This is a genomic window from Hymenobacter sediminicola, assembly GCF_014250515.1.
Classification (GTDB): Bacteria; Bacteroidota; Bacteroidia; order Cytophagales; family Hymenobacteraceae; genus Hymenobacter; species Hymenobacter sediminicola.
Map to the genome: position 1 here is coordinate 3,457,892 of NZ_CP060202.1, position 18,858 is coordinate 3,476,749.

Here is an 18,858-nt window from a genome sequence, read left to right on the forward strand (position 1 = left end):
CCATATAAGCTTATGTCTTATTATTACTGGTCACCTAACTGCAGTTTCAGATGCCTTTCGATAAGTCACACTACATAGCTGAAATGAAAGCTATGATAACCATAGCAATTCAACGAATGAGAGTTGAATACAGAGACTACGAAGTCTACACAATGAGCATATGGACTGACCCTAACGCAGGTACCAGTTCTATTAACTTCGACGGCAAGACTCATTCAGATCAACAAGCCAATCATTATAATCAGTTGATAAAAAAGCATTACGACAGCTACATAGCAAAAGGAGATTATGAAAACGCCAAATTGTATGCTCCTGTGGAAAGCAGAAACGATAATCCAGCTGGTTTTGAGCTTGCTGATTTCGTAGAGACTCAGCATGTAGGTATAGAACTCAATTGGGAATATGAGTCAGATGGAAAATGCTGGAACGTACTAACCCCACTTCTGCAGGAAGTAGGCGATTATGCTTTCGAACAAGCAAAAAATCTTAAGCTACATTCCGATTTTGAGTTAGCAGTGAATGGTCCTGACGACTGGTATGAATTAACTTGGCCGAAATCATAGCATCAGCAACGAAAAGGTCAAACTGGGTGTAGAGGCAATGCTCGCAGCTGAATGAACACTATGCTTGAATAGCCTTTCTGTAACTTGTAATACCACGTTTGCATAGTCTATTCAAACTACAACACATGACCCTCGACCTCACCGGCATAACCAGCAAAGCCGCTATTCACCAGCTGTTCAAGGAAAAGCTGGGCTTTGAAGAGTGGTACGGCCCGAGTTGGGACGCCTTCTGGGATTCTATCATAGCTATAGTGGAAATGCCACTGCTGCTGACGCTGACGAACTGGGAGGAATTTGCCCGCTGCTGCCCCCGCGACATGGAGATTCTGCGGCAGGTAATCGAGGATTACGCGGAGGAAATGGCGCCCAAGCGCATCGTGCTGGCCTAAAGCTCAAGCATGGAGTAAGACAATCCGGGGGTTCGGCTGTTGTAACAGCTTGTGCCGTACTAGAAGCGGTATTTCTGAACTTTCGAACCCCAACATATGAGCAATATTGCCCTTGTGGTAGGTGCCAGCGGCATCATCGGCAGCAACCTGGCCCGCGAGCTGCTGGCGCACAACTGGACCACCTACGGCCTGGCCCGCACGCCCCGCCCCGATGATGTGCCCGGTCTGCACCCCGTAGCTGCCGACCTGCTGAACCCCGCCAGCCTGCAAACTGCGCTGGCTGACCTCGCGCCTACCCACGTGTTCATCACCAGCTGGATGCGGCAGGATACCGAGGCCGAAAACATCCGCGTGAATAGCCTGATGGTACGCAACCTGCTGGATGCGCTGGCGCCCAAGCACTCAGTGCAGCACGTGGCGCTGGTAACTGGCCTCAAGCACTATTTGGGGCCGTTCGAGGCCTATGTAAGCGGCGGCGTAGCTCCGCCTACTCCTTTGCGCGAGGAGCAGCCCCGCCTCCCCCTCGACAACTTCTACTACGCCCAGGAAGACGAGGTGTATGCCGCTGCGGCCCGCGACGGGTTTACGTGGAGCATCCACCGGCCGCACACCATCATTGGGAAGGCCGTGGGCAACCTCATGAACCTGGGTACCACGCTGGCCGTGTACGCCAGCATTTGCAAGGAAACCGGCCGCCCGTTCCGCTGGCCCGGCTCCGAAGCCCAATGGAACGGCCTCTCCGACGTAACGGACGCCCGCATCATCGCCCAGCAGCTGCGCTGGGCCGCCACCGCCGAAACTGCCCGCAATGAGGCCTTCAACATCGTAAACGGCGACATATTTCGCTGGAGCTGGTTGTGGCCGCGGCTGGCCGCGTGGTTTGGCGTAGAGGCCGTGGGCTTCGATGGCACCGTGCATCCGTTGGAAGCCGAGCTAGCCAATGACGGTGCTGTGTGGCGCGAAATTGCCGGGCGCCATCAGCTTCAGGAAGCCGACCTCAGTCGCCTTGCCTCGCCGTGGCACACCGACCTGGACCTGGGCCGCCCCATCGAAGTAATGACCGACATGACCAACAGCCGTAAGCGCGGTTTCCTGGCCTACCAGTCCACCGAGGACTCCTTCTTCGACCTGTTTGAGCAGTTGCACACTGACCGGCTGATTCCGTAGAGAAGCCAACACAGCCTATTATAGCGGCCTCAGTGAATCTTAGCAGCCTGGCTACGACTCGCTGAGGCCGTTTTGGCTTGATTCCGCGCTTGGCTAGCCACAGTTTAGCGGCTTGTTCTTTTGGTTTCGCATGAGTCAGCTTACCATAGGCGCTGTTATCTGGTTTCGGCGGGCTTGAAAGTCTCTTTTCCTCCAGAATTGGTAAGCCGGGCATCATCAGCAAGTGGTTGGTTTGTGTACTGGAGCGCATAAAGAGTATCATCCCATCTGGCAGTCTAGCTGAAGGATAGCTACCTTTCCGGGCTCCTGAACCTGTTCAGCCCATTAACTGCACCACGTGCTTCATTTCGCTTTCCGTACTACAAGACTTACGGGGGCTCGGCGTTTCAACTGCCTGCTGCCCCTTGTTCTGGCGCTACACTCCGTCCTGGCTAGTGCCCAAAACGTCCCGCTTGCCCTCCAGCCCATTAGTCTGCCCCAGGAAATTGCGGACCGTAACAATCAGTTTTCCGGGCTTTATATCCACCACCATCAGTTGCTCCTGCTGTCGGAAAGCCGCCTGCAGGAGCGCGCCGAGCCAAAAGTATATGGCTTGGACCTCGCCAGCCTCGACCGCCAGCTAGCTGGCCGCTCGAAAGAACTGGCCTATAAGAAATACACCATCCGAGGGCTGGATGCAGTGAGAACCAAGCTCGACAGCGCGGGCCCTATTTACGAAGGACTGGAAGGCCTTACGATGCTGGACGGTATGCTGTACTTTTCCATCGAAACAGCTACTGCTTCGGCGTACTGCTATCTGGTGAGAGGACGCCTAGACGATGCCCAGGCTACCATCACGCTGGATAGCGGGTACCTACTGCCCCTGGCCAAACCGACTCTTCCCAACGGCACGCACATCTACAATGCCGGTTTCGAGGGCCTGGAAAGCCACGGCCGGAACCTGTTGCTGCTCTTCGAATACAACTACTTCTCGCAAGGCAACTATGCCCTGGCATTGCCTGGTGCGGCAGCCACTGCTACTACTTTGCGCCACGTGCCGCTCCCCCCGGTGCCGTTCCGCGTAACGGATTTGGTACGGGAGGGCAAAAACCGCTTCACTGCCATCAACTACTTCTACAACGGCCCCGATGACAGTGTGTACCGCCCCGCGCTTACCGACCCAACTACCCGCCTCATTCGGCAGGATTCCAGCTACCAGAACTACTGCCGGCTCATCATCCTACGCTACAAACGCCACGCACTGCGTTGGAAGCCGCTGTTTGAGCTGCCCAGAGAATACATGACGTACAACTGGGAAGGGCTGGCGGCGCACCGTGGAGGATATTTTCTGATCAACGACAAATACGGTCCGTCCAATCAGTCTATCCTACTTTACGTCCGAAAAAAAGGCCGCAAGTAAGCTTACGCCGAGTACCGTCTGTTCCTCTCAGGCCCTAGCATACCACATTCGTGTTGCCATCGGCAAGAAAAAGTGGCGGGCGGAGCAGAAGGTAGTAGTTGAATCTGAACGGGAGCCGTAAACACAACAGGCGCGGGCTTTTTCCGCGCTTCGCCCCGCGGCGAAACTCTGTACCCGGCATTTGCTTCCATGCACAACTTCACTGTAGAACGCCTCACATTCGATACGCTTACTGAACTACCCAATTCCTGGCAGCCCGCTGACTACAAAGCCATTCTGCGCAAAACTGGCTACGACAACCCCGACGAAATTGCGGCCGACGAGTTGACTGCCATGGCCCAGATGGCCCTCACCGACCTAGAGCCGACCGAAGCGGCCCAACTGGTGCTGGAATACCTGTTTGAAGACCAGCTCAGCAGCGGCCAGATCGAAAACCTGGCCCACCAGATGCTGACCGAAAAACTGTGGGAAGAAAACCCTGAGCTAGACCAGCACGAAGGCTTTTTTAAAGCCACCCAACTGCTTTATACCGCCTACAACGGCAAGTTCCCTAGGGCTGAAGCTGTGCAGTTTCAGGTGCAGCTCACAGCTGAAAATTCCGAAGCCCTAGCCCTGTTCGATACCGCTCCGGAAGCGCCACTCCTGCGGCTGCTGGCCCAGGGCATGCCTGATAACACGCTGCTCAAACGCCTGTTTCACGAGCAGCTCGATGGCACAAGTTTCCCGGAAGCGCCCAACATCATCTGGCAGCTGACACCTTCGCAGAAAACGGCTACGTCTGTTGTGTTCGAGGCAGTCAGTTCGGCCTATTGGCTCGATGATTTCAAATATGCGGATACATACCAAGCCGCCACGCAACCCGACGTAACACCAGAAGAAGTTGCCTAACATAGGCTGCTTCTTTAATAATTGAAAGCTACGAGGCAGGCCTATAGGGGGCTTGCCTCGTAGCTTTTATAGCTGTTCCCCATATTTGCAGCTGTGTACTTGTCTACTCATCAAATCCTTCCCCTAGCTATATGACCACCTCACTAAAGCGCGGCGATGGTAGCGTGTACCTTACCGTGGAGCGCAACCGGCCGGCCGGCTGGATTCATGCCCGCTGGTACGGTCGCCAGACGCTGAGCACTGTGATAGACGGCGGCCTGACCTATGTCGACATGCTCCGCGAAGAACCCTGCTCGAAACTGCTCAACGACCACCGTGACCTGATTGGCACCTTCACCGACGCCAACGACTGGATTGAACAGGTCTGGACTCCGCTCATTATGGGGGCCGGGCTGCGCTCTTTCGCTCAAGTGCTTTCCCCCGATATTTTCGGCCAGCTTTCCATCGAGAATCTGCAGCTCCGCATCGGTGGCTTGCTTCACATGCACATGTTTGATAGCTTAGAATCGGCTCAGATCTGGCTGCAGGACCAAGAATAGACCGTCCTCATAATTACTTTCATCATTCTATACATTCTAAGATCAGCTGTCTACACCAGTATGCCTATTCGATATAGTATCTCCCGATTTCGGGCATACAGCACCATGTTAGCGTTGGTCAGCAGTATTGCCAGCGCCCAGGCCCAGACGCTGGAAGAAGCCGGCAAGCTTTACATGAGCGGCCAGTTGGACCAGCTTATCGCGCAGGGCGAAGCATCATTGCGCAAAAACGACCAGCAGCCTATTCTGCACCTGTTTGTGGGCCGGGCCTACGCCGACCAGAACCGTTTCTCAGAGGCAATTCCGCACTTGGAGAAGAGCCGCCAGGCCCCCGCCGGCACCGATGGCGTGAAAGTGTGGAGCCTGGGCTATTTGGGCACTTCCTACTATTTCACCGACCAGCCAGGCAAAGCGCAAATGGCCTTGGAAGAGTGCGTGGCCCTCAACAACACCCAAAACGCCACCAAATATGCCCAGCGTCGACTGCAGGGCTACCAACTGCTGCCGTTTTATGCGGGCTGGAAAGTGGTGGAAACGGCGCATCTGCGGCTGCACTTCCAGTCGCCGGAGCAGGTGCCGGACCTGGCGCAGTACGCCGCCGAGCGGGAGCAAGCATATCAGGCCATCAGCCAGAAATTTCCGGCTTCGCTTGCCAAGAAAATCGACTTCTACGTCTGGAACAACAAGGCCGATGCCAAGCCGATGCTGCAGCGGGAGTTGGGATTTGCCGTGCCGGAAGCCATGCTGCTGAATGCTCGCCAGGGCCAGACCCGGGGCCACGAGCTTGCGCACGTGCTGGTGCAGCACAGCCTGCAGCCAGCCCAGCGGGCTAAGCTGATTAACGAGGGAATTGCGGTATACCTGGACCAGACCAGCACCAACCGCATGCAACGCGCCCGGCAGTTCGCGCAGGGCCGCGCCGATGTGTGGCGCCTCTGGGAGCACCCTGAAGAAGCCGATGAGGCGCAGCTGTACGCCGTGGGTGGGGCGTTGCTGGAATATCTGGCGGCCCATGCCACACCCGAGCAGTTCCGGGCCCTCCTGAAAGACCAGCGGGCTGATGCCAACCGCGCAACGCTGGGGCCGTTGGTAGCTGCTTTCGAGCAGGAGTTGGCTAAACCAGAATAAGCCCGTGTTGAGCGGCGCTATTTGCCCGGGTTCCAAGGTTGCTGACTAGCGAAGATGCGCTTGGGCGTATACTGTTTTGCTTCTTTGCCGGTGAGTTGCCGGGCCCATTTCACCCGCTTATCCGGAGCTGCGCCAGGGCCGGTGGAACGGTACTCGGCGTAGCGGGCGGTTTTCTCGTTTTCGGGGTTCTTCCAGTTGTCCCAGCCTTCGGGCCGGATGTGCGGGCCCATGTAGGTGCGCACGTACACCGCGCTGCCATACGGCCGCCACGGCCGCCCCAACGACACATTAGTGGCCAGCGCGGCATCAGCTTCCAGCCGGCAATCCAGGAACACGAAGCCGTAGGGTTGCTCCTGCGGCGTGGAAGCCGCCGTGATATGGGAGTTCTTCTTGCTGACGATGGTGCAATGGTCGAAGACGGCCGTGCTGGCCCCGAAGATGAAGTCGGTGGTGCCTTCGATGTGGCAGTTCTGAAAGTACTGACGGCTGTGCGCAGTAGCCAGAAACAGCGTGTCCTGGTCGCCGAGGACGCGGCAGTTGCGGAATGTGCACCGGTCGGCTTCTACGTGCAAAGCCACAGCTTGCCCGGCCGTGCGGCCGGCCGTGTTCTGGAACGTCAGATTTTCGGCCGTGAAGTCGGCGCCCTGAATCAGGACAGAGTGCGAGGTGTAGGTGTTGATGGCGCCTTTGCCGCTGTGGTCGTCGAAAGTGAGAATGGTCTGGTCCCGGTCGTCGCCGATGAGCGAGATACGCACTTTCAGCACCGGCACCAGCTTTTCCTTATACACGCCCTTCCGGATGCGAATCACGGTGCGGTTCGGCGACTGGTTGGGCACGGCATCAATGGCCTCCTGCACCGTCCGAAACTGCCCGCTCCCGTCCTGCGCCACCACTATTTCGGCGGCCGGCCGGGCATGCGCGGCGAGGGCGAACAGGAAAAGCAGCAGGCTGAGTACAGTGGATTTCATGGGTAAGCGGGGCAAACTGCTTGTTGGCGTTGAATAGTGGAGGCTACTCTTTGGTCGGGTCCCAGCCGCGCAGCACGTTGGGCAGGGTGTACTGCTTGGCTTCTGCTTCGGTGAGCTGCTTGGCCCACGCCACCCGCTTAGCGGGCACCGCACCGGGGCCGCGGCTCTGGTACTCAGCGTAGCGGGCGGTTTGCTTGTTGCTTTCCTTCTCCCAATGGTCCCAGCCTTCGGGTTTGATCTGCTTGCCCAGCTCGCAGCTCAGGAACACCGTTTTGGCATAAGGCCGCCAGGGCCGGCCAAGGTAGAAACTGCCAGCCGGCGCGTCGCCGGTGATTCTGCACCGGTTGAACACGTAACCGTAGCGGGTGCTGTCGGGCGTAGAGGCGGCCGTCACGAAGCCACTGGTTTTGCAGAAAATGGTGCAGCCCTCAAACCACGCCGTGCTGCTGCCAAAGATGAAGTCCACGGTGCCTTCGATGTAGCAGTCCTGATAGTATTGGCGACTGCCGTAGCCGTAGGTATACAGTGTATCCTGAAAACCCAGGAAGCGGCAGTTTTTGAACCGGGCTTTGTCGCCGGATACCCACAGAGCTACGGCCTGCCCCACCGGCCCCGATGAATTCTGGAACGTGAGGTTTTCGGCCGTGAAGTCGGGGCCGTAGATGTAGCAGCTAGCCGAGCCGGACGTGCCTTTATCTTCGCCGAAGATGTTTTTCTTCTGGTTGTAGTCGTCGTAGGCGAGGATGGTTTTCTCCCGGTCCTCGCCCACAATTTTCACGAAATGCTTGGAGCCTGCCAGAATTAGCTTCTCCTTATAGACTCCCTTTTTGATGAAGATAGTCGTGACTTTCTTCCGGAAATCGGGCACGGCGTTGAAGGCTTCCTGCACCGTCCGGAATTGCCCGCTGCCATCCTGCGCCACTACAAAATCATAGGATGGCACGGCACCAAACGCCTGGCCCAGCGTGAGCCAGCTCAGGACCAGCAGAAGCAATACATTTCTCATTAGCAACAGCTTTAGCGGGCCTGCGGGTCCACGGTTTTCTTCACTTCCTGCCGCACAATCCGGTCGGCCAGCTCCAGCTTGAGCCGGCGGATATCGGCTAGCACGAGCTGTGCCATCTTGCGGGCGCCCAACTCCGAAAAGTGCGTGTTGTCGTCGCGGCCGGCGGGGTAGTTAGGATGCTCGCCTGGGGCCAGCTGGTTGAAGAGCAGCTTCGAGTTATCCACGCCAAACTCCTGTAGCAGCGCCTGGCTAGTCTGGTCTAGGTCAATGAGGGGCACGCCCTGCTCCTGCGCTACCGTGCGCACAATGCCCGAATACACGGTGTGCGTGCCCTCCACCTTGCCGGCTGCATCAAATTTGCGCCGCGCCACCGGCGTCAGAAGCACCGGCGTGGCTTTTTTGGCGCGGGTTTCAGTAATGAAACGCACCAGATTTGCCTTGTAGTCGGCTTCGGGCGTGTAGCTGCGCTTGGTGGGCACCTCGTCGTTGCGCCCGAACTGAATCAGCACATAGTCGCCGGGCTTCAGGGCGTCGGCCACGGGCTGCCAACGGTTTTCGGCTATGAACGACTTGGTGCTACGGCCATTTTGGGCCCGGTTGTCAACAGTTACCGTTTCGTCAAAAAACACTGTAAATGGCATTCCCCACCCCGTTTCCGGGTAGTACCGGCGCTCCTTTATGGACATGGTAGAGTCGCCGATGAGGTAGACGGTGATTTTGGCAGGTGGTGCCGGCGCAAAAGCCAGCAACACGAGTAATAACAGCCCCCAAAGGGCTTTATCGAGTCTACATCTCATGCAAAACGGGTGGGGTGGCGGGAGCTTACAACAGACATAATACTGCAAACCCACCGCTTACCGGCACCAATTCTGAGCTATTTCCGCGCAAACGTTGCCGGGAACGTTGCCACGTGCTGGCAGTAGGCCACACACAAAAGGTATCTGATAGAAAGCGTAGGGTCTTCCGCCCTGAAACCGTACAAAAAAGCCCGTCCAACCGGCCGGGCTTTTGATTTATCGGGCGTCAGAAACCTACGAATTGGCTTTCGACATCAACTCCACGATTTCCTCCGAGATGCCGGTGGTGCTGAAGCCGCCGTCGTGCATGAGGTTCTGCATGGTCACGTAGCGGGTCAGGTCCGAAAACAGCGAAATGCAGTAGTCGGCGCAGGCTTCGGCCGGAGCGTTGCCTAGCGGCGAGAGGCGGTTGGCGTACTCGTAGAAAGCATCGAAGCCACTGATACCAGTACCGGCCGTCGTTTTGGTCGGCGACTGTGAAATGGTGTTCACGCGCACTTTTTTGAGCTTGCCGAGGCGCTGGCCGTAGCTACGGGCAATGCTTTCGAGCACCGCTTTAGCCTGCGACATATCCGTGTAGTCAAGGAAAGCGCGCTGCGCGGCAATGTATGACAGCGCTACAGCCGAACCCCATTCGTTGAAGGCATCCTGCTTTTCGGCCACAGCCAGCATCTTATGGAAAGACAGCGCCGACACGTCCAGAGTCTTCTGGAACCACTCGTAGTTCAACTCGCCGTAGTGCTTGCCCTTGCGGATGTTGGCGCTCATGCCAATGCTGTGCAGCACGAAGTCCAGCTTGCCACCAAAGTGCTCCTGCGCACCGCTGAACAGCTTTTCCAGGTCCTCCATAGAAGTAGCATCGGCCGGAATGATGGGCGCGTTGCACTGCTCGGCGAGCTTGTTGATTTCGCCCATGCGCATGGCCAGCGGGGCATTGGTAAGTACAATGCGGGCACCTTCGGCGTGGGCCTTAAGCGCTACTTTCCAAGCAATGGATTCTTCGTTCAGCGCGCCGGAAATGATACCGACTTTGCCCGCGAGCAGGTTACTAGCCATATAGGGAGTGGGGAAATGTTGACGTTTGAAGTACAAAAGAGGCAAAAAAATAAAGAATGTAATACCAAGAGCAGTACATCCTGCTAAAAACAGCGTCATCACGGGTACAGCCGGGGAATCTCATTGGTGCAGTAAATGAGTTTACCACTCCAGCGAGATTCCCCGGCTGCGTCCGGAATGACGCTGCTAATTTTCTTTTCCCTTACCCTACCAACTCCTCGCCGCGCATGGCCAGCAGCTCGCGGGCGCTCTGGTAGGCGTGCTGGCTGGGCTTGGCCCCCGAAATCATCTGAGCAATTTCCTGAATCCGCTCCTCCAGGCTCAGCAGCCGGATGCGGCTCACGGTGCGGTCGGCGCGGTCTTCCTTGTATACAAAATAGTGCGTGTCGCCGGCGGCCGCCATCTGCGGCAGGTGCGAGATGGTGATGAGCTGATGCTTTTTGGCCATCTGTTGCATCATGCGGCCCACTTTCACCGCAATTTCCCCGCTGATACCCGTATCAATCTCATCAAACACGATAGTCGGTAGAGCCGTTTTGTCGGCCAGCATATACTTGATGCACAGCATCAGGCGCGAGAATTCACCGCCGGAGGCCGACTTGCTCAACGTCTGGGGCTGGGCGCCTTTGTTAGCCGAAAACAGGATGCTGATAATGTCGATGCCGCTGGCAGCCGGAACACCTTCCTGATGCTGCACCACAATGCGCGAGTGCGGCATGCCCAAATCCGAAAGCAGCGCGGCCAACTCTTTCTCAAACTTCGGGAACACCTTGCGGCGGGCCTCGGAAAGACGCGTGGCCTGCTTGGTGACGGTAGCCAGCGTAGCTTCCGCGTCGCGGCGGAGGCGGTTTATCTGCTTATCGAGGTTGAGCACGGAGCTGACCTTGTCGCGCAGATCGGAGCGCACGGCCAACAAGGCCACTACGTCGCGCACCTGGTGCTTGCGCTGCAGGCTGTAGAGTGCGTTCAGGCGGCCCTGCAACTCGTCGATGCGGGCCGGGTCGCCTTCGGTACGGCGTTCCACGGCTTCTATTTCGTCGGCAATATCATGTAGCTCAATCAAGCAGCTATCCAGCCGGTGCTTCAGTTCGCGGGCTGCTTCTGAGTATGGGGAAATCTGGCCCAGCAGCGTAGCAGCGTCTTTCAGGGCACCTGTCGCGCAGTATTCGCCTTCGCTCAGCGCCTGCAGGGCGTTAGTAAGCTTGTATTTAATTTCCTCGGCGTGCTCCAGCTCCTTCACCTCCTGCTCCAGCTCATCCTGCTGCTCGTTGTCGAGGCGGGCGTCCTCCAGCTCGTTAAGCAGGAAACTGTGGTAGTCCAGCTCCTTGTTGGCCTGCGCCACTTGGTCTTCCAGAGCTTTCAGGTCGGTTTCGAGCTTGCGGTACTGGCGGTAGGCATTGCTGTACTGGGCCCGAGTAGGTACCAGCCCGGCATATAGGTCCAGCAGGTTCAGTTGAAACACTGCATCTCCGAGCAGCAGCGTATCGTGCTGGGAATGAATGTCCATCAGATTGGCCCCGATGTGGCGCAGAGTTTCCAGCGTCACGGGCGTATCGTTCACGAAGGCTCGGCTCTTGCCGCCCGGGCTTATTTCGCGCCGCAGAATGCACTGTGCGTCGTAATCGAGGTCTTCGGACTCGAAAATATCCTGTAGCTGATAGCTGCTGATGTCGAACTGGCCCTCAATCACGCACTTCTTATCCGTGTCGAATAGCATGCGCGAGTCGGCGCGGTTGCCGAGCAGCAAGCCAATAGCCCCCAGCATGATGGACTTACCGGCGCCAGTTTCGCCGGTGATAATGTTGAGGAGCGCCGAAGGCTGCAGTTGCAGCTGCTCAATCAGGGCGTAGTTTCGGATGCGGAGGTCAATGAGCATAGCCAACCAAATGAAAAGCCGGACGACCGGCCGTAGCTGCCAAAAAATTGTGCTACGGACCTGTTATGCCAAACCGGGTCTAGTAGCTTTAGCAAAGCTACTAGTTCACTTAGTCAAATGCCAATTATTTTCGCAATAAAGAATTACGCCAGCCCAAACAGGATTACCGCGGGCGCACGATGGCCTGATACTTTGCTGAATTTGTGGGGTCTACTTCCGTCAACAAATTAGCTAATGTTTGCTTTTGCTGGGCGTCGGGGGCACTACGGAAGATATTGGCAATTTCGTCTGCCTTCGTATCGAAAAAGGAACGGGCCAGCAGCGTGCCGGGCCGCCGTAGAGCAGCCTGCTGCACAGCCTGAAGCGCCGTAAAAATGCTGGTACGGGCTTCATCTGGCTTTTCGATAAAAATATCCAGCCCCTGCCGGTAGTAAGCATAAATTCCGGTACGGAAGGCTTCCAGCTGCGGATCCTGCAGGTTGTTGAGCAGCCAGTAGCGGTTGCGAGTTTGCCCATCTTTCCAGGCTTCGTCCTGCTCGTTGGTTACCGTTTGCGAAGAAGCATTCTGTAGCACAATCCGGGCCCGGTCGTAGTACGGTGAGCCGCCGAGGCGAGAGAAGCTGTCCTGGTCGAGGCCAATAGTAAGGTAGGCGTAAAAGGTCAGCAGCGACGAAAGATTACCCACGAAGTTGTTTTCGGAGAAATCAATCGGGTTTTGTGGCGAGTAGTTGAACAGGAAATTCCGGTCGGCGAAGCTCAGCAGGTTGGTTTCGTAGCCGGTGCCATACACCGGCCGCGACGACACAATCCGGGCCGTGGCCACGTACTGCCCGCTCTGCGGAATGCCCGTGATGCCCACGAAAATCCGCATCCGGATGCGTTCCTCCGGCCGGTACGTCTGGCTCGTGAAGGAACGGGTATTCAGAAACGACTGCATATCGTTCTGCATCTGCTGTACTAGCTGCCGATCCGAAATGGTTACGTTTTCGGTGGTAATGCGCACTTCCGCCTGGATTTCCTGGGCCTGCGCCAGCGGGCTGGTCAGCAGCGAAATCAAGGCAATCAGTACGGCGGGCAGCAGCTTTTTATACTTCACGAGGCAGGCGGGCAAGAACAGCATCCACAATATCCTGAGCCACTTCGGCTTTCGGCTTTACTTCAAAGATACGAGTTTGGCCCTGCGCGTCCAGCAGCGTCACTTTATTGGTGTCGTGGCGAAATCCAGCACCGGCATCACGCAGCGAGTTTAGCACCACGAGGTCGAAGTTTTTGCGGTGCAGCTTGTCCAGCGCATGAGCCTGCTCGTTGTTCGTCTCCAACGCAAAACCCACCGAAAATTGTTCGGGCCGCTTCGTTTTCCCCAGTGTCGCCGCAATATCTACGTTCTTCACCAACTCCAGCGTCAGTGTGTCGCCGGATTTTTTGATCTTCTCGGCGGCTACCTGCGCAGGCTTGTAGTCGGCCACCGCCGCCGCAAAAACCCATACATCGGCCTCAGATGCTACAGCAGCAGCGGCAACATACATCTGGTCGGCGGTTTCCACCCGCTGCGTCCGGATGCTTGGATGAGCTGGGTTAGGCAGACTGGTGGGGCCACTAATGAGTGTCACCTCGGCCCCGATAGCGGCAAAAGCTTCCGCCAGCGCGTAGCCCATCTTGCCAGTGCTGTGGTTGCCGATGAAGCGAACCGGGTCGAGGGGTTCGTAGGTGGGGCCGGCCGTGATAAGAACGCGCATATTTTAAGTTAAGAGCACTGTCATCCTGAGCTTGTTACGCTAGGCTTACGATATGATGCCTCGTTCAACTGTGATAAGGTCCCTCGCAAGCTCAGGATGACAGGAGAATTTAACGATTGAAAAACCGCTCTAGCTCTGCCACAATATCCTCGGGCTCCAGCATACGGCCGGGCCCTGAAAGGCCGCTGGCCAACTCTCCGGCCGGCGAGTCGAGCACGATATTGCCGTAGGAGCGCAACGTCGCCAGATTAGCTGTAGTAGCCGGGTGGGCATACATATCCAAGTCCATGGCGGGGGCCAGCAATACCGGGCAGCGGGCTGAAAGATATACAGCATCGAGCAGCGAGTCGCAGAGGCCGTGCGCGAAATGGGCCAGCGTATTGGCCGAAACCGGCGCCACCAGCAGCACATCGGCCCATAGCCCCAGGTGCACGTGGTTGTGCCATTCGCCAGCCGCTTCATCCTTCAAAAAGCCCTGCAGAACAGGTTTCTTGGATAGCGTACCGAGCGTAAGGGGCGTAACAAAGGCCGAAGCCGAGGCAGTCAGAATGACTTGCACCTCGGCTCCGGCCTTCACTAGCAGCCGCACCAGCGGCGCGGCTTTATAGGCGGCAATGCTGCCGCAAACCCCCAATAAAATCTTGCGGTCTTGCAGCGGCATTCCCATGCGGGACTATTGACCCTCGATAGCGCGCAGGTTGCCGTTCTCGTCGAACTCCGACGGAGTACGGAAATGCACTTTACCTTCCAAAAACTCTTCTACAGCCAAGTTGGTGGGCTTGGGCAGACGCTCGTAGTGCTTGCTGATTTCGATTTGCTCCCGGTTTTCGAACACCTCTTCCAGGTTATCAACGGTGGTAGCAAACTCGGCCAGCTTGCCGTTCAGCTCCTCTTTCAGCTTCACCGAAATCTGGTTGGCACGCTTCGAGATGATGGCAATGCTTTCGTAGACGTTGCCCGTTTCGGCAGTAAAGTCCGACATGTTGCGGGTCACGATGGAGGCAGGGACGTGGTTAGGAGCTTTCATGATGCTAATGTGCTGATTTTTGAGTTGCTGATGTGCTGTGGTGGTCCAAAGGCCCGTGGCAAGGCTGAAACTCGTTCAGCTTATCCCGAGGCCTGCCAACCAGCAGCGTTAGTTTGCGGCCGTAGGCTCAGAAGGTTTGAGCTTGGCTATTTGTGCCTGCGCATCGGTGTACATCCGCTCGGCATCTTTGAGGTGGCGGCTCTGCGGATAGGTGTCAATGAAGTGCTGGTAGAACGCCACCACTTCCATATACCGTTCCCGCTGCTTTTCCAGTACACTTTCGCGGGCCAGATCATACTGGGCACTCACTTTCAGAAATTCGGCCTCTTCATTGAAGGCAGAGGCCGGAAACTGCTGCTGGAAGCCCCCCAAGGCTACCACAGCCGACTGATAGTAGCGCAGGTTGTAATACAGCCTGGCCCCCTGATACGCTTTCAGCTCCAGTTTTTTCTGCAACTCCTGCGACATATTTTCGGCCTCCGGGCGGAACGTGCTGTTCGGGTAGCGGTTCAGGAACTCCTGAATGGTTTCCAGCGCCGAATACGTGTTGGTTTGGTCCAGCTCCCATTCCGGCGAGTCGCGGAACAGGGATTTGGCCTGTAGGAAAGTGGCTTCCTCCGCGTACGTGGAGTTAGGATACGTATCGGCGAAGCTTTTGAAGTAGTAGGAACTGAGCGTGTAGTTGCGCTGGCGGAAGTTGGTGTTGGCGAAGTAGAACTGCGCCTTTTCAGCTTCCGGGCGGCCTTTCAGCAGCGGCACGAGGTCTTCGAGCAGTGTTCCGGCCTTGAAATAGTCGCCCTTATCGTAGTACTGGATGGCAGCTTCGTACTTCTTGTTCACGTCGCTGCTCTTGAGCAGTTTCTGGTAGCCGGTGCAGGCGCCAAGCAGCAAGGTGCTCAACAACAGAACAAAAAGGGTCGGGCGAAAAGTATGCATAAGGGCGCAAAGGTAACGGATTGTGGAGCCGAATCAAACCCGGCACCTATTGGCCTGCGCGGCAGGTGCGCAGCGCGGGCAGTTGATATAGAAGAAAAACGCTACTTGACGGCCGGCCGTACCACGGGTTTCGGGGCATTGGCCGGCACTTTCGGGGCGGGTTTTGCGGGAGCCGCCCGGCGGACAGGCGCTCTAGCAGCGGCTTTCGTCTTGGCTTTTGAAGTTGCTTTCGGTTTGGCTTTCGTGCTGGCTTTGGCCGGAGTTTTGGCTTTGGACTTGGCCTTAGCTTTCACCGGAAGCGCGAAGTGCTTGCCTAACACGGCGCGGCGGGTGGGGCGTTCCGTGGGGCGCCACTTGAAATCTTTCAGCTTCTCATCTTCGGGCTTTAGCTCATGGGGCGGAATGAAGCTGGCATCGGGGTTGGTCAGAAAACTGATGGTCTGGAGCTTGCTCTCGGCAAAGCGCAGCGCCATCGTGGCCGACGCGGCTTTGTTCATGCCACTCACGGCCGTGTCGCCTTCAAGAGCATAGTAGAGGCTCTCGGCGTTGCCAAGCACGTCTACTTTTTTTATCGAGTTGCTCTGGAAGTATGCCACCATGTTGCGGCCCTTCACCTGATTGAAGTTCAGTAGCGTGTCCTGCCCGATAATGAACGAGTTAGCATAGAGGCGCATCTGGTCCACTTTGCCATTGCGCTGCCGGATTTCCATGCTGTCGGCGGTCAGCTGGTTTTTCTCGTTCCAGAGAATCGGGTTTTTGTTGAGGTAGATGATGGAATCCTGCCGGTCATAGGTCAGCGAGTCGGCGCGACCCTGCAGGTCGGTGCGGAAGATCTTGGCTTTCGGAAAGGCGTACAGCACGCCGGCCTCGTTGAGCGGCGGGCGGCCTTCCTGGCTGATGAGCGTATCGGCGGCCAGATACAGCGTGTCTTTGCCCGAAATGTTGCGCATTACGGGCACGCCGTACACTTTGGTGCGGCCCAGTGCCCGCCAGTAGCGCCCCACGTCGCCCCGGATTACGAGGTTGTCCTTTTTGCTGGTCATCGAGACGTGGCCGGTAGCCACGCCATACTGCCGGGTTTCGTCGTACACCAGCCGGTCGCCGCCGAGCAGGTAGTTGGGCGTCTCGATTTTGGCGTTTTTCTGGAAGTTCGATACCCGCGTGATGGTGTTGTACGTGCCGTTTTCGGCGTAGAGCGTGCCCTGCCGGCCCTTGATGCGCGTGGGCCCGAGGAAGTACGCCACCTTCGACACCGTATTGTACTGCAGCGTGTCGGTGTCGATGGTGTTGTCCTTGGTTACCAGCTTCACGTCGCGCTTGAAGCTGAAGACTTTGCTGGTAGTGTTATAGTAGCCGAAGCGGCTGTCGAGCGTGTTTTCGGGGTCGACGAGGTGGCCGCCGGTGCTGTAATAGGCCAGGTTGCGGTCCAGGTCGTAGTCGAGCACCTGCGTGGTGAGCGTCATGCGCGGGTCGCGCATGGTCACGTTGCCGGTGATGCGGGCCTTGCGCGTGTCGCCGTCGTAGGTGCCCCGGTCGCCGGTGATGGTGATAGTGTCGTTCTGGATGATGCGCACGTTGCTGAAGGCTTCCAGCGCATTTTTCTCCAGATACTGATAGGCTGAGTCGCAGTAGAGCAACGTGGTGCCCTGCCGGAAGCTCACGTTGCCGATCAGCTTGCGGATTTCCACGCCGTTGAACGTGCCGCCGATGAGCCGCTGCGTGCCGGGCAGCAGTTCGATACGGGAGCCTTTGGGCGGCGTAGGCTGCGCCGCCGGGCGGGCCGCCGGCCGCTGCTGGGCGAAGGAAAAGGCCGGCAGCAGCGCCAGCCAGAGCAGAAAAAGTGACTTGGACAGGGACATTTCGACGCGAAGGTACGGAAGGCCCGCCGCTAACGTCCATCTTTGCAGTTCCGATACATTGCCCCCTCCCCCATGCTCGACCAGGTTCGCCACTTTATTCAGGAACATCAGCTCTTTTCGCTGGAAACAGATACGCTGCTGGTGGCCGTCAGCGGCGGGCAGGACTCGGTGGCGCTGGCCGACGTGCTGCACCGGTTGGGCGCGCAGTTTGCTGTGGCGCACTGCCATTTTGGGCTGCGCGGCGACGAGGCCGATGCCGACGAGCAGTTTGTGCGCAAGTTGGCCAAGAAGTACGAGGTGCCCTATTTCGCCGAGTTCTTCCAGACCAAGGCGTTTGCCGAACAGGAAGGCATTTCGACCCAGATGGCGGCCCGGGCACTACGCTACGAGTGGTTTGAGCGAATCCGGCAGACGCAGGGCCTCACCTATATAGCCACCGCCCACCACCAGCGCGACGCCGCCGAAACCATGCTGCTCAACCTCACCCACGGCACCGGGCTGGCGGGTTTGCACGGCATTCCGCCCAAAAACGGCGCTATCGTGCGGCCGTTGCTAGGTATCGGCAAGCCGGAGCTGTTCGAGTATCTGGTGGAAAACCAGCTGATGTGGCGCGAAGACGCCTCCAACGACAGTCCCGTGTACCAGCGCAACCGCCTGCGCCAAGAGGTGCTGCCCGTGCTGCGCGACATCAACCCCAACCTCGACCAGACGCTGCAGTTCACGGCTGAGCGGGTGGGCGGGGCCGAGGAAATTGTGCGCCGCTACGTGCAGGACACTGCCGCCGAGGCCCAGCGCACCGAGGCCGACGCCACTTACCTCGACATTCGGCTTCTGCAAAAAACCGCCGCTACCACGCTGGTGCTACACGAGCTGCTGCGACCGTTCGGGTTCACCTTTCCGGTGGTGAAGGACATTGTGGCGGCTTTCCCGGCTGAGTCGGGCCGCCGCTTCGAGTCGCCGACGCACCGGTTGGTGAAGGACCGTGAGCAACTGGTCATCACCCCGAAAAACCTCACCAAATTCGGCACACATCAGCTACAGGCCGGGCAGGAAGTACTCAAGATTGATGGCCTGCACCTGCGCCTGGAGTTGCAGGAAGTGACCGAAACGTTTGAGGTGCCGCGCGGCAAAGCCGTGGCCGCCCTCGACGCCGACGCGCTGAAGTTTCCGCTCATCGTGCGGCCCTGGCAGGAAGGCGACTGGTTTATGCCCATCGGTATGAAAGGCAAGAAAAAGCTTTCCGACTTCCTCATCGACCAGAAAGTACCCCTCAACCTCAAAGACAACGTGCAGGTGCTCTGCTCCGGCGACGGCAAAATTGCCTGGGTCATCGGCTTCCGGCCCGACGAACGGTTCCGCGTGAACGACGACACCGAACGGGTGCTGGTGGTGAAGCGGATGTAAAAATCTTCCAGATACGCTGCTTTTTTCACAAGCGTAAGGCGCGATTAGTACGCTCTTAACAATAGATGGAAGAACATCATAATTGGAACATGTTTTACGAAAGATTGAAACTAGGTTTCA

General features: G+C 57.4%; 19 protein-coding genes. 8 read left to right on the plus strand and 11 right to left on the minus strand.

Features of this window, described 5'->3' with window-relative positions; all coding sequences use genetic code 11:
- The first annotated feature begins 50 nt into the window (after positions 1-50).
- From H4317_RS14790 to H4317_RS14820, 7 genes are all read left to right on the plus strand, one after another.
- A complete protein-coding gene (locus H4317_RS14790; RefSeq protein WP_185887343.1) occupies positions 51-563 on the plus strand; it encodes a hypothetical protein in 513 nt (170 codons plus the stop codon).
- A 125-nt stretch (positions 564-688) separates the two neighbouring features.
- Positions 689-952: a barstar family protein gene (locus H4317_RS14795; RefSeq protein ID WP_185887344.1), complete on the plus strand. Its 264-nt coding sequence runs from the start codon at positions 689-691 to the stop codon at positions 950-952.
- A gap of 96 nt (positions 953-1,048) precedes the next feature.
- Positions 1,049-2,119, plus strand: a complete 1,071-nt coding sequence (locus H4317_RS14800) for an SDR family oxidoreductase (protein ID WP_185887345.1) — start codon at positions 1,049-1,051, stop codon at positions 2,117-2,119.
- Between the two features lie 337 nt (positions 2,120-2,456).
- Positions 2,457-3,518, plus strand: coding sequence for a hypothetical protein (locus tag H4317_RS14805; RefSeq protein WP_185887346.1), 1,062 nt, complete (start codon positions 2,457-2,459; stop codon positions 3,516-3,518).
- Between the two features lie 189 nt (positions 3,519-3,707).
- Complete coding sequence (locus H4317_RS14810) at positions 3,708-4,406, plus strand: hypothetical protein (RefSeq protein ID WP_185887347.1); 699 nt, start codon at positions 3,708-3,710, stop codon at positions 4,404-4,406.
- Positions 4,407-4,537: 131 nt separating this feature from the next.
- Complete coding sequence (locus tag H4317_RS14815; RefSeq protein WP_185887348.1) at positions 4,538-4,945, plus strand: hypothetical protein; 408 nt, start codon at positions 4,538-4,540, stop codon at positions 4,943-4,945.
- A 60-nt stretch (positions 4,946-5,005) separates the two neighbouring features.
- On the plus strand, positions 5,006-6,073 hold the full coding sequence (locus H4317_RS14820; RefSeq protein ID WP_185887349.1) for a tetratricopeptide repeat protein: 1,068 nt from the start codon (positions 5,006-5,008) through the stop codon (positions 6,071-6,073).
- Positions 6,074-6,090: 17 nt separating this feature from the next.
- Here H4317_RS14820 and H4317_RS14825 read toward each other — a convergent pair whose 3' ends face one another.
- The 11 genes from H4317_RS14825 to H4317_RS14875 all read right to left on the minus strand — a co-directional run bounded on the left by H4317_RS14825 (position 6,091) and on the right by H4317_RS14875 (position 17,334).
- On the minus strand, positions 6,091-7,041 hold the full coding sequence (locus H4317_RS14825) for a pectinesterase family protein (RefSeq protein ID WP_185887350.1): 951 nt from the start codon (positions 7,039-7,041) through the stop codon (positions 6,091-6,093).
- Positions 7,042-7,084: 43 nt separating this feature from the next.
- Positions 7,085-8,047 (minus strand): pectinesterase family protein, encoded by a 963-nt coding sequence (locus H4317_RS14830; protein WP_185887351.1) that lies wholly within the window; start codon positions 8,045-8,047, stop codon positions 7,085-7,087.
- A gap of 11 nt (positions 8,048-8,058) precedes the next feature.
- The gene (locus H4317_RS14835; protein ID WP_185887352.1) at positions 8,059-8,844 is read right to left on the minus strand and encodes a rhamnogalacturonan acetylesterase; all 786 of its coding nucleotides are present in this window, start codon (positions 8,842-8,844) and stop codon (positions 8,059-8,061) included.
- Between the two features lie 234 nt (positions 8,845-9,078).
- A complete protein-coding gene (locus tag H4317_RS14840) occupies positions 9,079-9,900 on the minus strand; it encodes an enoyl-ACP reductase FabI (RefSeq protein ID WP_185887353.1) in 822 nt (273 codons plus the stop codon).
- Positions 9,901-10,102: 202 nt separating this feature from the next.
- Positions 10,103-11,776, minus strand: coding sequence for a DNA repair protein RecN (recN, locus tag H4317_RS14845; protein ID WP_185887354.1), 1,674 nt, complete (start codon positions 11,774-11,776; stop codon positions 10,103-10,105).
- Positions 11,777-11,939: 163 nt separating this feature from the next.
- Entirely contained in the window at positions 11,940-12,896 is a 957-nt protein-coding gene (gene porD, locus H4317_RS14850; RefSeq protein WP_185887355.1) for a type IX secretion system protein PorD, read from the minus strand.
- Positions 12,862-13,512: a phosphopantothenoylcysteine decarboxylase domain-containing protein gene (locus H4317_RS14855; RefSeq protein ID WP_185887356.1), complete on the minus strand. Its 651-nt coding sequence runs from the start codon at positions 13,510-13,512 to the stop codon at positions 12,862-12,864. The genes porD and H4317_RS14855 overlap by 35 nt, the downstream gene beginning before the upstream one ends.
- 109 nt (positions 13,513-13,621) lie before the next feature.
- Complete coding sequence (locus tag H4317_RS14860) at positions 13,622-14,173, minus strand: flavoprotein (RefSeq protein WP_185887357.1); 552 nt, start codon at positions 14,171-14,173, stop codon at positions 13,622-13,624.
- A 12-nt stretch (positions 14,174-14,185) separates the two neighbouring features.
- Positions 14,186-14,539 (minus strand): DNA-directed RNA polymerase subunit omega, encoded by a 354-nt coding sequence (locus H4317_RS14865; RefSeq protein ID WP_185887358.1) that lies wholly within the window; start codon positions 14,537-14,539, stop codon positions 14,186-14,188.
- A 108-nt stretch (positions 14,540-14,647) separates the two neighbouring features.
- On the minus strand, positions 14,648-15,475 hold the full coding sequence (locus H4317_RS14870) for an outer membrane protein assembly factor BamD (RefSeq protein WP_185887359.1): 828 nt from the start codon (positions 15,473-15,475) through the stop codon (positions 14,648-14,650).
- Between the two features lie 101 nt (positions 15,476-15,576).
- Positions 15,577-17,334 (minus strand): OstA-like protein, encoded by a 1,758-nt coding sequence (locus H4317_RS14875; protein ID WP_185887360.1) that lies wholly within the window; start codon positions 17,332-17,334, stop codon positions 15,577-15,579.
- 72 nt (positions 17,335-17,406) lie between these two features.
- Here H4317_RS14875 and tilS point away from each other — a divergent pair, with 72 nt between their 5' ends.
- Positions 17,407-18,738: a tRNA lysidine(34) synthetase TilS gene (tilS, locus tag H4317_RS14880; protein WP_185887361.1), complete on the plus strand. Its 1,332-nt coding sequence runs from the start codon at positions 17,407-17,409 to the stop codon at positions 18,736-18,738.
- The last annotated feature ends 120 nt before the right edge of the window (positions 18,739-18,858 follow it).

Excerpts from the sequence above, each read along its gene's own strand:
- H4317_RS14790 (WP_185887343.1), top strand. The coding sequence starts at position 51 with ATGCCTTTCGATAAGTCACACTACATAGCTGAAATGAAAGCTATGATA.
- H4317_RS14795 (WP_185887344.1), top strand. The coding sequence starts at position 689 with ATGACCCTCGACCTCACCGGCATAACCAGCAAAGCCGCTATTCACCAG.
- H4317_RS14800 (WP_185887345.1), top strand. The coding sequence starts at position 1,049 with ATGAGCAATATTGCCCTTGTGGTAGGTGCCAGCGGCATCATCGGCAGC.
- H4317_RS14810 (WP_185887347.1), top strand. The coding sequence starts at position 3,708 with ATGCACAACTTCACTGTAGAACGCCTCACATTCGATACGCTTACTGAA.
- H4317_RS14815 (WP_185887348.1), top strand. The coding sequence starts at position 4,538 with ATGACCACCTCACTAAAGCGCGGCGATGGTAGCGTGTACCTTACCGTG.
- H4317_RS14820 (WP_185887349.1), top strand. The coding sequence starts at position 5,006 with ATGCCTATTCGATATAGTATCTCCCGATTTCGGGCATACAGCACCATG.
- H4317_RS14825 (WP_185887350.1), bottom strand. The coding sequence starts at position 7,041 with ATGAAATCCACTGTACTCAGCCTGCTGCTTTTCCTGTTCGCCCTCGCC.
- H4317_RS14830 (WP_185887351.1), bottom strand. The coding sequence starts at position 8,047 with ATGAGAAATGTATTGCTTCTGCTGGTCCTGAGCTGGCTCACGCTGGGC.
- H4317_RS14835 (WP_185887352.1), bottom strand. The coding sequence starts at position 8,844 with ATGAGATGTAGACTCGATAAAGCCCTTTGGGGGCTGTTATTACTCGTG.
- H4317_RS14840 (WP_185887353.1), bottom strand. The coding sequence starts at position 9,900 with ATGGCTAGTAACCTGCTCGCGGGCAAAGTCGGTATCATTTCCGGCGCG.
- recN (WP_185887354.1), bottom strand. The coding sequence starts at position 11,776 with ATGCTCATTGACCTCCGCATCCGAAACTACGCCCTGATTGAGCAGCTG.
- porD (WP_185887355.1), bottom strand. The coding sequence starts at position 12,896 with ATGCTGTTCTTGCCCGCCTGCCTCGTGAAGTATAAAAAGCTGCTGCCC.
- H4317_RS14855 (WP_185887356.1), bottom strand. The coding sequence starts at position 13,512 with ATGCGCGTTCTTATCACGGCCGGCCCCACCTACGAACCCCTCGACCCG.
- H4317_RS14860 (WP_185887357.1), bottom strand. The coding sequence starts at position 14,173 with ATGCCGCTGCAAGACCGCAAGATTTTATTGGGGGTTTGCGGCAGCATT.
- H4317_RS14865 (WP_185887358.1), bottom strand. The coding sequence starts at position 14,539 with ATGAAAGCTCCTAACCACGTCCCTGCCTCCATCGTGACCCGCAACATG.
- H4317_RS14870 (WP_185887359.1), bottom strand. The coding sequence starts at position 15,475 with ATGCATACTTTTCGCCCGACCCTTTTTGTTCTGTTGTTGAGCACCTTG.
- H4317_RS14875 (WP_185887360.1), bottom strand. The coding sequence starts at position 17,334 with ATGTCCCTGTCCAAGTCACTTTTTCTGCTCTGGCTGGCGCTGCTGCCG.
- tilS (WP_185887361.1), top strand. The coding sequence starts at position 17,407 with ATGCTCGACCAGGTTCGCCACTTTATTCAGGAACATCAGCTCTTTTCG.